Genomic DNA, 12,056 nt, shown 5'->3' on the forward strand with positions numbered 1-12,056 from the left:
AGCGTTTATTAGAGACAGCGATAAAACTGGCACACTCATAACCTAATGGCATGTCAACTCAACGCTATTCAGGCTTATTTATATTTTAAATACTGCATCACCTTTAACCTTTATAGCCAATACGTGAAGCGACGCTGAAAAGTTTGCACATCCGCAAAAACGGTCTAGCTTCAAACGTCCATAGCCCTGGCTAAATAATTAATTCCAATGGCGTAACCGCTCTGCACAGCGTGTTTCCGAGGATTCTTATCGCCCACGAGTTCCCACCCTAAGTCATTAATTCACAATGGAATGTGCCAATGAAGTGATCTGAGTCAGCTGTTTGATTAGCACACGGAATTATTCTGTGGTCTCTCTTCTCCCGCATTGGAGTTATGCAATGTCTGAATCTCCGGGAAAACTTCGATTAGGCGCATTGGTTGCACTTGTCGTGGGTTCGATGATTGGCGGTGGGATCTTCTCCCTGCCGCAAAACATGGCCGCCAGCGCCGACGTCGGTGCGGTATTGATCGGTTGGGTGATTACTGCCATTGGCATGTTGACCCTCGCGTTCGTATTCCAGACCCTGGCCAACCGCAAGCCCAACCTCGATGGCGGCGTCTACGCCTACGCCAAGGCCGGCTTCGGTGATTACATGGGTTTCTCGTCGGCCTGGGGTTACTGGATCAGCGCCTGGCTGGGCAACGTCGGCTACTTCGTGCTGCTGTTCAGCACCCTCGGTTACTTCTTCCCGATCTTTGGCGAAGGCAACACCCCCGCGGCCGTGATTGGCGCTTCGGTGTTGCTGTGGGCCGTGCATTTCCTGGTGCTGCGCGGGATCAAGGAAGCGGCGTTCATCAACCTGGTGACCACCGTCGCCAAGGTCGTGCCGCTGGTGCTGTTCGTGTTGATCGCGCTGTTTGCGTTCAAGCTGGAGATCTTCACCGCTGACATCTGGGGCGTGAAAAACCCGGACCTGGGCAGCGTGATGAACCAGGTGCGCAACATGATGCTGGTCACCGTGTGGGTGTTCATCGGCATCGAAGGCGCGAGCATCTTCTCGTCCCGTGCGGAAAAACGCTCCGACGTGGGCAAGGCCACTGTGATCGGCTTTATCACCGTGCTGCTGTTTTTGATGCTGGTGAACGTTTTGTCCCTCGGCATCATGACCCAACCGGAACTGGCCAAGCTGCAGAACCCGTCGATGGCTGCGGTGCTGGAGCATGTGGTCGGCCATTGGGGCGCGGTGTTGATCAGCGTCGGCTTGATCATATCGCTGCTGGGGGCGTTGCTGTCGTGGGTGCTGCTGTGTGCGGAGATCATGTTCGCCGCCGCCAAGGACCACACCATGCCGGAGTTCCTGCGCAAGGAGAACGCCAACCACGTGCCGGTCAATGCGCTGTGGCTGACCAATGCCATGGTGCAACTGTTCCTGATCATCACCCTGTTTTCCGCCAGCACTTACCTGTCGCTGATCTACCTCGCCACCTCGATGATCCTGGTGCCCTACCTGTGGTCGGCGGCCTACGCGCTGCTGCTGGCGGTGCGCGGCGAGACCTACGAAAACGCCCTTAAAGAGCGCAGGAAAGACCTGTTCATCGGCGCCGTCGCGCTGATCTACGCGGTGTGGCTGCTCTATGCCGGCGGCACCAAATACCTGCTGCTCTCCGCCCTGCTCTATGCCCCCGGCGCAATCCTGTTCGCCAAGGCCAAGCGTGAGTTGGGCAAACCGATTTTCACCAACGTCGAGAAGCTGATTTTCGCCGCGGTAGTCATTGGCGCCCTGGTGGCTGCCTATGGCCTCTACGACGGCTTCCTGACTCTGTAATTGTTGCTCCTTGGAGGATCTGTAATGACCACGGAAAAAGTGAAGTACGGCGTACATTCCGAAGCCGGCAAACTGCGCAAAGTCATGGTGTGCTCCCCAGGCTTGGCCCACCAGCGGCTGACCCCCAACAACTGCGATGAACTGCTGTTCGATGACGTGTTGTGGGTGGCCCAGGCCAAGCGCGACCATTTCGACTTCGTGACCAAGATGCGCGAGCGGGATATTGATGTGCTGGAAATGCACAACCTGCTGACCGACATCGTTGCCAATCCCGAGGCCCTGGACTGGATCCTGGAACGCAAGATCACCGCCAACACCGTGGGCCTGGGCCTGGTCGAGGAAGTCGGCTCGTGGCTGCGCAGCCTGGAGCCGCGCAAGATCGCCGAGTACCTGATCGGCGGCGTATCGGCCGATGACCTGCCGAGCAGCTTCGGTGGCAAGACCATCGAGATGTTCCGCGATTTCCTCGGCCACGCCAGTTTCATTCTGCCGCCGTTGCCCAACACCCAGTTCACCCGCGACACCACCTGCTGGATCTACGGCGGCGTGACGCTCAACCCGATGTACTGGCCGGCGCGTCGCCAGGAAACCCTGCTGACCAGCGCCATCTACAAATTCCACCCTGAATTCACCAACGCCGACTTCCAGATCTGGTACGGCGACCCCGACCAGGAACACGGTGCCGCTACGCTGGAAGGCGGCGACGTGATGCCGATTGGCAATGGCGTGGTGTTGATCGGCATGGGCGAGCGCTCGTCCCACCAGGCCATCGGCCAGCTGGCGCGCAACCTGTTCAAAAACAAAGCCGTGGAACGGGTGATCGTCGCCGGCTTGCCGAAATCACGCGCGGCAATGCACCTGGACACCGTGTTCAGCTTCTGCGACCGCGACCTGGTCACCGTCTTCCCAGAAGTGGTCAACCAGATCGTGCCGTTCACCCTGCGCCCTGACGAAAGCAAGCCACACGGCATCGACATCCAACGGGAGAAAACCAACTTCCTGGAAACCGTCGCCGCCGCCCTCAACCTCAAGGCGCTGCGCGTGGTGGAAACCGGTGGCAACGCCTTCGCCGCCGAACGCGAGCAGTGGGACGACGGCAACAACGTGGTGGCCGTGGAGCCGGGCGTGGTGATCGGCTACGACCGCAACACCTACACCAACACGCTGCTGCGCAAGGCCGGGGTGGAAGTCATCACCATCAGTGCCGGTGAGCTCGGCCGGGGCCGTGGCGGCGGCCACTGCATGACCTGCCCGATCATTCGCGACCCTATCGACTATTAAGGAGATTCCATCATGGCTTTCAATATGCGCAACCGCAGCCTGCTGTCGCTGATGCACCACACCACGCGCGAGCTGCACTACCTGCTGGACCTGTCCCGCGACCTCAAACGCGCCAAATACACCGGCACCGAGCGTCCGCACCTGAAGGGCAAGAACATCGCGCTGATCTTCGAAAAAACCTCGACCCGCACCCGCTGCGCGTTCGAAGTCGCGGCCCACGACCAAGGCGCTCACGTCACCTATATCGACCCGGTGTCGTCGCAGATCGGCCACAAGGAAAGCATGAAAGACACCGCCCGCGTGCTCGGTCGGATGTTCGATGCCATTGAATACCGTGGCTTCGAGCAGGAAATCGTCGAAGAACTGGCCAAGTTCGCCGGGGTGCCGGTATTCAACGGCCTGACCGCCGAATTCCACCCGACGCAGATGATCGCCGACACCCTGACCATGCGCGAACACAGCGACAAGCCGCTGCATGACATCAGCTACGCCTACCTGGGCGACGCCCGTTACAACATGGGTAACTCGCTGCTGATGATCGGCGCCAAGCTCGGCATGGACGTGCGCATCGGCGCACCGAAAGCCCTGTGGCCCCATGAAGATTTCATCAAGCAATGCCAGGCATTTGCCGAGGAAAGCGGCGCACGCATCACCATCACCGAAGACCCGAAAGAAGCCGTGAAGGGCGTGGACTTCATCCACACCGACATCTGGGTGTCCATGGGCGAGCCGGTGGAGGCATGGGACGAGCGCATCGAGCAACTGCTGCCGTACCAGGTCAACGCCAAGATGATGAAAGCCTCGGGCAACCCTCGGGTGAAGTTCATGCACTGCCTGCCGGCGTTCCACAACAGCGAAACCAAGGTCGGCAAGGACATCGCCGCGCGGTATCCGAACCTGGCAAACGGCGTGGAAGTGACCGAGGAAGTCTTCGAGTCGCCGGCCAACATCGCCTTTGAGCAAGCGGAAAACCGCATGCATACCATCAAGGCGATCCTGGTGTCGGCGCTGGCGGATATCTAACTCTCACTGTCGGAACACAATAAAAATGTGGTAGGGGGCAAGCCCCCTCCCACATTTTGCCTTGTGTCCACAAAGCTGAATTCTAGAAGGATCGTATTATGCGCATCGTCGTAGCCCTGGGCGGCAACGCCCTCCTGCGCCGTGGTGAACCCATGACGGCGGATAATCAACGCGCCAACATCCGCATCGCCACCGAACAGATTGCCAAGATCCACCCCGGCAACGAGCTGGTGATCGCCCACGGCAATGGCCCGCAAGTCGGCCTGCTGTCGCTGCAAGCCGCCGCCTACACCCAGGTTTCACCGTATCCACTGGACGTGCTGGGCGCCGAAACAGAAGGCATGATCGGCTATATCATCGAACAAGAACTGGGCAACCTGCTGGACTTTGAGGTGCCCTTCGCCACGCTGCTGACCCAGGTGGAAGTGGACGCCAAGGACCCGGCATTCCAGAACCCGACCAAGCCGATCGGCCCGGTCTACTCCAAGGCCGAAGCGGAAAAACTGGCGGCCGAAAAAGGCTGGGCGATTGCCCCCGATGGCGATAAATACCGCCGGGTGGTAGCCAGCCCACGCCCCAAACGCATCTTTGAGATTCGCCCGATCAAGTGGCTGCTGGAAAAAAGCAGCATCGTGATTTGCGCCGGCGGTGGCGGGATTCCGACCCTGTACGGCGAAGACGGCAAACTGCGCGGCGTCGAAGCTGTCATCGACAAAGACCTGTGCTCGTCGCTATTGGCCTCGCAACTGGACGCCGATTTGCTGGTGATTGCCACCGATGTCAACGCCGCTTTTATCGACTTCGGCAAGCCGACCCAGAAAGCCATCGGCCAGGCACACCCGGACGAAATGGAAAAACTCGGCTTCGCCGCCGGCTCCATGGGCCCCAAGGTCCAGGCCGCCTGTGAGTTCGCCCGCCAGACTGGCAAAACCGCAGTGATCGGTTCACTCTCGGACATCGAAGCCATCGTCCAGGGCAGCGCCGGCACGCGCATCAGCACGGCAACACCTGGCATCACCTATCTGTGAAGTAGAGGAGATACGCCTATGGCCACCTTTAAACCCGGTCACCTGCATATCGAACGTCACGCGCTCAACAATAACGATGTCAGCTACGACCTTTGCCTGGACTACGAAGTCGTCACACATGAGGCGGAAGGCAAAGGCATGCAATTCACCCTGCACGGCAACATCCAGGGCAAGGACGTGAAGGAAACCTTTTTCCTCCCCAAGGACCAGGCTTACAACTTCGCCAGCAATGTGACCAAGATCGTCGAGAAATACGGCATTCCCAAGACCCACAGCAGCGTCGGCTCGCAACACAAGCATTACGACATGATGTTCGAAGATGTGCGGCATCAACTGGATATGAAATCCGGTGATCCGGTCAAACCCGAACACCTGGAGTAACGCGGAGAAAATGTGGGAGGGGGCTTGCCCCTCCCACATTTTTTGATCTGCATCGCCTGTCAGGCATACTTGCGGCCTCTCGCACCTCAGAATCGTCAACCACTGCATGCGTATCCACGTCAGCTTCATCGACCGCGTCGGCATTACCCAGGAAGTCCTGGCCTTGCTCGGTGGGCGCAATCTCAACCTGGATGCGGTGGAAATGGTACCGCCCAACGTCTACATCGACGCCCCGACCCTCAGCGCCGAGGTGCTCGAAGAGCTGCGCGATGCACTGTTCAGCGTACACGGCGTGCGGGCGGTGAAGGTGGTGGACATCCTCCCCGGCCAACGCCGCCACCTGCAACTCGACGCCCTGCTGGCGGCCATGACCGACCCGGTGCTGGCCCTGGACAGCGCGGGCACGATCCTGCTGGCCAACCCGGCGCTGATTGCCCTGTACGGGCGTGAACCGGCCGGGGAAAGCATCGCAGAGCTGTTCAACGACCCGGCGCTGCTCGATACCTTGTTGGAAAACGGCTTTCGCCTGCCCCTGCGCGAGATCAGCGTCAACGGCCAGACCCTCCTGCTGGACGCTACACCGATCACCGATGCCGGCGCCCTGCTCACCCTTTACCAGCCAAACCGCATCGGTGAACAACTCTCGGCGCTGCACCATGACCATGCCGAAGGCTTTGACGCACTGCTGGGCGAGTCGCCGGCGATCCGTACCCTCAAGGCCCGCGCGCAACGGGTGGCCGCGCTGGATGCACCGCTGTTGATCCAGGGCGAAACCGGCACCGGCAAGGAGTTGGTGGCGCGGGCCTGCCATGCCATCAGTACGCGCCACAGTGCGCCGTTCCTGGCGTTGAACTGCGCCGCGCTGCCGGAGAACCTCGCCGAAAGCGAGTTGTTCGGCTACGCCCCCGGCGCCTTTACCGGCGCCCAGCGCGGCGGCAAGCCGGGGCTGATGGAGTTGGCCAACCAGGGCACGGTGTTCCTCGATGAAATCGGCGAAATGTCGCCGTATTTACAAGCCAAGCTGCTGCGTTTTCTCAACGACGGCAGTTTCCGCCGGGTGGGCGGCGACCGCGAGGTGAAGGTCAATGTGCGCATCCTCAGCGCCACCCACCGCAACCTGGAAAAAATGGTCAGCGAAGGCACCTTTCGTGAAGACCTGTTCTATCGCCTCAATGTGCTCAACGTCGAGGTGCCGCCCCTGCGCGAACGCGGCCAGGACATCCTGTTGCTGGCCCGCTACTTCATGCAGCAGGCCTGCGCACAGATCCAGCGCCCGGTGTGCCGCCTGGCGCCCGGTACCTATCCGGCGCTGTTGGGCAACCGTTGGCCGGGCAATGTGCGCCAGTTGCAGAACGTCATCTTCCGCGCCGCCGCCATTTGCGAAAGCAGCCTGGTGGACATCGGCGACCTGGACATCGCCGGGACCTCGGTGGCCCGCCAAAGCGACGGTGAAATCGACAGCCTCGAACAGGCCGTCGAAGACTTCGAACGCAGCCTGCTGGAGAAGCTCTACACCAGCTATCCCTCCACACGACAACTGGCCAGCCGCTTGCAGACCTCCCACACCGCCATCGCCCACCGCTTGCGCAAGTACGGCATTCCCGGCAAACCCTGAACCCACTCATCACCAGAACGAGCGCCGCCCGCGGTGCTTGACCGAGCCCGTTGTGTTGAAGAACAACTGCGCGGCCTTAGGTGCACTGATGCGCGAATAGTAGATCTCGATAACATCCCGGTCGGTTTTGTCCGCGAGGCTGCGGAAACTCATGAAGCGCTGCTCCGGCCGTTTCAAATGGCCGGCGTTGTAGGCGGTGTCAGGTGCGGTGGGCGTCGAGTAATGAAAATGCGCATACGCCAGAACCTTGCCTTGCTTGTCCTTGACCACATACTCCTGCAAAAAATCATCGACACGCTTGAGTGCGATACGGCCCTCAATGCGCAGTATCTGCACCTGATCCTGGGCCTGGAGCCAGGCAATCCCGTCCTCATCGGGCGGCAGACGTTTGATCATGTCGATACGCATCCGACGTCCCGCCTCCAGATAACGGCGCGCAGCCTGCTCCAACTCATCGAGCAGCGCCTGGGACGCGGTATCGGGGGTTGAGGGCAACGCCTTGCGAATTTTCTCGGCAACCGCCTGGATAGTCGTGGATTGACGTATCAACCGCGTCTCGACACTGTCCGGCAGACTGGAGCCAAGAGCCTCGGCACGCGCCTGCTGCAACACGATGGGTTCCCTGTCCAACAACCGACGGGCGTCGCCCTTGAGGTTTTCCAGTGAGCGTGTCGGGCGTGGTACGGGCGCCGCCGCCTCGATAACCGGTTCAAAATCATTGGAGCTGGGGCTACGCCGAAAGCTGGTCTGTACGCGCTTATCGATGGGATTGAGGATATCCACGATCTCATCATCCGATTCGGGCGTGCGGGCCCTTACCTTACCGAGCTGATAGCGATTTTTCCGGTCGCGAAACAAACGTTTGTCGGCACTGAGCACCGACACTGGTTGAGGCGCGCAATGTTCCTCCTGTTCGCGAAGCAGCCCCGACAAAGACTGCGCCGCTTGCTGCCCCAACTCTTCGAGCAAACGGCTCAGTTGTTCGATAACACGCTCGTCAACCACGTCAGCGGCCATATCACCGTACTCCCGCACCCCTGCCTGAGACCGGCGATACTCCCTGGCAATCGCTTCATACCCATTGATTCGTTGCTGCATGCTCAGCAAACCGGGCTCTTGCAAGGTTTTTTGCGACTGAATCGATTGGATCGCCTCACCTAGCAACCCGTGAACCTGCTCGAAGGGCGCAGACTCTTCAGAGGACGGCAAACGGCGCAGCACTGCCCCATATAAAGCCTTTAATTGCATGGACTGCCAGTCCAGAGGCGTGCCCATATCCGAGGGGGCCTTTAAATGTGCATACGGCTCAAACCCAGGCACGCCCATCAATCGCTCACGGGCATTCTGCTCCAGCGTACTCAGCTCGATCAGTTGAACGTTGTACCCTGCGATCGTCCGGGAGGATTGAGCAAAGGTGCGATGTGCCGCTTGGGCAATAACCTCGTCGGCGCCATCCATTTGCGCGTCCAACTCAATCAAACGCTCATCGGGAAGAATTGCGTCTGCCCGCACGTTGATCACCACCGTCATCTGGTCGCGCAAGTTCTCGATCATGGCCTCCAGCTGCTTCATCTTCTCCCGCTCGAAAGCACTCACAGGTTTGTGGGTGTTCAGTGCATTCAACGCATTTATCCTGTCGCACTGCAGCCGGTATTCGTTTTCCAACTCGATCAAATACTCGGTGCTGATGTCGCGCCGTTGGTGATCAGTGAACGTAGTGGCGCCCGCAGCGTGAGCCTCTTTGTAACGCTTCTGGGCCTGCGCCACCCGAGACAGGACCTCAGCGAGCCTGGCTGACGCGCGGTCGTAGTCACCCTCCAGTCTGCGGTTTTCATTCTGAAGGTGCAGACGCCGCTCGGCGGCCGTGGTCTTTTTTGGCTGCCCGCCGAGCAATCGCAGGCCCAGGTCAATCTTCCAGATACCTTTTGAGTCTTGCCTGAGCCATGGGCCCAAGCGTTGGTTGTTTCTCAAGTCAGCGATCCGCCAGCGATCGCCATCGGGCTTGACGCCATATAGCTTGCTGTCTATCAGCGTGTAATCCTGATGACGGCCTTGGACCCTCACCCGACCGCGCACAGGACTGTCTGTCGAGATCACGCTGGGGTTTGCAGGCCACGTTTCCCCCGGTTCTGGCGACCATTGGAAGGTTTCGAGCTGTGCTCGCTGCGCCGTGTCAAGCTTGAGCCGAGAGTTGGCCCAGGCATAATCCATGGCCGTGATATCTGCGTGTGAACGCTGCCAGGCGAATTTCCACACGGGTTCAAGCGTGTGGCTGACCGGAATCACCTCCGAGCCTTGGGCCGCACCTGTCGTCACGGTTTTGATCGCGTCCAGGCGTAAACGCTGATCCAGCGTGACCACGGGGCTCATCAGCAGGCCGGCCACACTGCCCATCAGCTCGGCAAGGGCATTGGCAGTCTCTTCCCGACTGGCCTGTGCCGGTAACGCCAGCACCGTGCGAAAGGTCCTGAAGGTTTGGAACAGCCAGCCCGCTACCGCCACAGGCCCTCTGATCATGGGCAACAGCGCATTGAACAACTGCCAGAGATCATTCTTGAACACGGTCCAGCGCAATGCCTCGCTGGAAGCAGATTGCTTCATGGCAAGCTGCCACAGGCTTTTGGCGTTTTCATTGAAGACGGTCGTCAGAAAATCGCCCTGCACCAATGCATCGCTGAGCAGCGCCGGGCTAGAGCCGGGCAGCGCGTCGTATTCATCGCCCTGAAGAAACCGCTGAACATGGGGGCTCAGAAAGCCGCCATTGCCAAACATGGCCCGGCTGTCATCCGGCAAACGCTGCAGCACCAGACATTGCAGGTCGCTGCCCACTCGCGCGATCTCGTCGAGCAACGCCTGGCGACTGGCAAACTGTTGTAAAACCGCTTCGGTGTGATCCGGGCGATAAAGAATGTGCGGCAACTGGCCGTTGTCACGCGGGCCGATGACATACAGGTTGTCCGTTTGATGGGCACGCCCCCCGGCGTGCACCAGGAACGCCAGCGGCCGGGCCACTATCACTTCACCGTCGATCACGTGCTTTTGCGGATCGCCCTGCAACATCGCTTGCACCACCAAGGCGCCAGCGCGGGTAAAACCGTAGCGCTGGCGCAGGCTGTGTTCAAAGGCGAGCATCGGCAACTGGATCGCCATCTGATCAACGAACAATCGCCGCCGCCGTGCGGACTCCGCCGGGTCGGCGATCAACGCGTGCTCAAGCAGCGCGGGGTAGTGCTTACCCACATCCACGCTTTCGATCAGGTGCTTGAGGTATGCCGGGGTGATCCGGCCGGGCACCTGGCCCGGCATGGCCTGATTGCTGATCTGCACACGGGCATAGGCCGTGGCGAAGGGGTTTTCCAACGACCATTGGGTCAAGGTCCTGGAGGTGCGTTGCGTCCAGCCGACGGTGGCGCCCTGGGTGCGCTCGAAGGTCAGGAGGTAATCGTCCGGGTTAATGGGCGCTTGAGTGGGGTAGTCCAGGCGCATTTGCCGTTGCAGCGCTTTGCGTGCATACACATCGATAGGGTCGAGGCCCTCCAGGAACGACGCTCCACCGGTGGCTCGCTGCAGCTGCTCCAGGCGTTCGAGCCACTGGCCATAAACCAGGCGATCAGCACGGTTGGCCAGTTGCAGCCAGACAGGCAACTGTTCTTCATGAGGTTGCTGAAGGTAATCAGGATCGAACCAGGCCAACGGCGACGTGAGTTTGATGAACAGCTGTTCATAGCTGCTGATGTAGGGAAGTGCCGACCAGTCGAGACGATACACGTTGCGAAGCTGACGCTCGAGCAAGGTCTGGGCCAAGGCATCGAACACATTGCCGTCGGGCTCACGAAGCACCCAGTTGATGGGCACGCCAGGCCGGTAGTGGTTCATATAGCGAGGCAACAGGTTACCCAACGCGTCCAGGGTATCGAGCTTCAGCAGGTTCATCGCCGGGACGTAAACCAGGCTGACCTGTTGCCCCTGAACCCGACGCTGCAGGACCAGCAGTGGCAACCACTCGCCCGCGCGCTCTGCCTGCACGGCATACACCTGATAGATATGCAGCGCATCGGGGCTGCCCACCACCTCTCGATCCGCCCGATATCCCCATAGCACGGTCTCCTCGACACCCAGCCCCAGCAACGACTGCGCGTGCTCGGGCAGCAGCGGTGGATTTTGCCGCGCCGTGAGCAGGCATGCTCGCAACTGGCTGCCAACCGCGTTCCAACGGCTGCGGGCCGGATCGTGAGGCACGCGGGCATTCCAATAGTCCACCAACCGCTGGCCAAACCCCACGAGCACGCCGGGGGCCAGGGTGTTGAGCATAAATTCGATGTCGTCCACGCTGATGGCTTGGGTCACCGGTTGGAACACCTCCTCTCCCAAGCGGATCAACAACTGATGATGGCCTGGCGTGTAGTTCAACGCTTCGCCGCTCATGCAGCGTTTGATCAGCGCATCGCTCAAGGTGATGAGCTGCGTGTAGCGACCGCCTGGCTGTATCACACCGATCCAGCTGTTGCTCGCCTGCAGACGGGATTCGGTAAACCACTCGCCTATCCACGCCTGGATCATTGATTGGGCCACCTGAGTCAGGCTCAGGCGGTGGGCAAACAGTTTGGATAAGTAATCGCGGGACTTCCGGGCCTGGGTGGCCTCCGCGGGATTTGCAGTTGAAGCACGCATGGATCGCATCCTGATAACGAGATGAGTGCACGTTAAAACGCGGGCAGGCGGGCATTACGGTAGATAGATCTCCTTGGCAGCGCCAAAAGCGACGCCGACCCGTACTGAAAGCGCTACAGCGTAACGATTTCGCTACAACCCTAGTTTTTGCACGCCATGCAACGCTTTGATCCACATAGGCTTTTTTTACCCGGTCCGACTGTAGCGAAATCGCTACAGCCAAAACGCATAGGCTTATAACCCTATTGGT

The 12,056-nt window shown here is 59.9% G+C and carries 7 protein-coding genes; 6 read left to right on the plus strand and 1 reads right to left on the minus strand.

Annotation, left to right across the window (positions count from 1 at the left end; translation table 11 throughout):
* Positions 1-379 precede the first annotated feature (379 nt).
* From arcD to gcsR, 6 genes are all read left to right on the plus strand, one after another.
* Positions 380-1,807, plus strand: a complete 1,428-nt coding sequence (gene arcD, locus NDJ82_RS23120; RefSeq protein WP_122305141.1) for an arginine-ornithine antiporter — start codon at positions 380-382, stop codon at positions 1,805-1,807.
* A gap of 24 nt (positions 1,808-1,831) precedes the next feature.
* The gene (gene arcA / locus NDJ82_RS23125; RefSeq protein WP_250926370.1) at positions 1,832-3,088 is read left to right on the plus strand and encodes an arginine deiminase; all 1,257 of its coding nucleotides are present in this window, start codon (positions 1,832-1,834) and stop codon (positions 3,086-3,088) included.
* A gap of 12 nt (positions 3,089-3,100) precedes the next feature.
* Positions 3,101-4,111: an ornithine carbamoyltransferase gene (locus NDJ82_RS23130; RefSeq protein ID WP_071484378.1), complete on the plus strand. Its 1,011-nt coding sequence runs from the start codon at positions 3,101-3,103 to the stop codon at positions 4,109-4,111.
* 98 nt (positions 4,112-4,209) lie between these two features.
* On the plus strand, positions 4,210-5,139 hold the full coding sequence (gene arcC / locus NDJ82_RS23135) for a carbamate kinase (RefSeq protein ID WP_099585477.1): 930 nt from the start codon (positions 4,210-4,212) through the stop codon (positions 5,137-5,139).
* 18 nt (positions 5,140-5,157) lie between these two features.
* Entirely contained in the window at positions 5,158-5,520 is a 363-nt protein-coding gene (locus tag NDJ82_RS23140) for a DUF5064 family protein (protein ID WP_112196591.1), read from the plus strand.
* A 106-nt stretch (positions 5,521-5,626) separates the two neighbouring features.
* Positions 5,627-7,135, plus strand: coding sequence for a transcriptional regulator GcsR (gene gcsR, locus NDJ82_RS23145; RefSeq protein WP_099585479.1), 1,509 nt, complete (start codon positions 5,627-5,629; stop codon positions 7,133-7,135).
* A 9-nt stretch (positions 7,136-7,144) separates the two neighbouring features.
* Here the strand turns inward: gcsR and NDJ82_RS23150 are convergent, their stop codons facing one another.
* Complete coding sequence (locus NDJ82_RS23150; RefSeq protein ID WP_250926371.1) at positions 7,145-11,806, minus strand: dermonecrotic toxin domain-containing protein; 4,662 nt, start codon at positions 11,804-11,806, stop codon at positions 7,145-7,147.
* Positions 11,807-12,056: the final 250 nt, after the last annotated feature.

Origin of the sequence: Pseudomonas sp. SR18 (assembly GCF_023701505.1) — a bacterium.
In the GTDB taxonomy this organism is placed as follows: domain Bacteria; phylum Pseudomonadota; class Gammaproteobacteria; order Pseudomonadales; family Pseudomonadaceae; genus Aquipseudomonas; species Aquipseudomonas cyclaminis.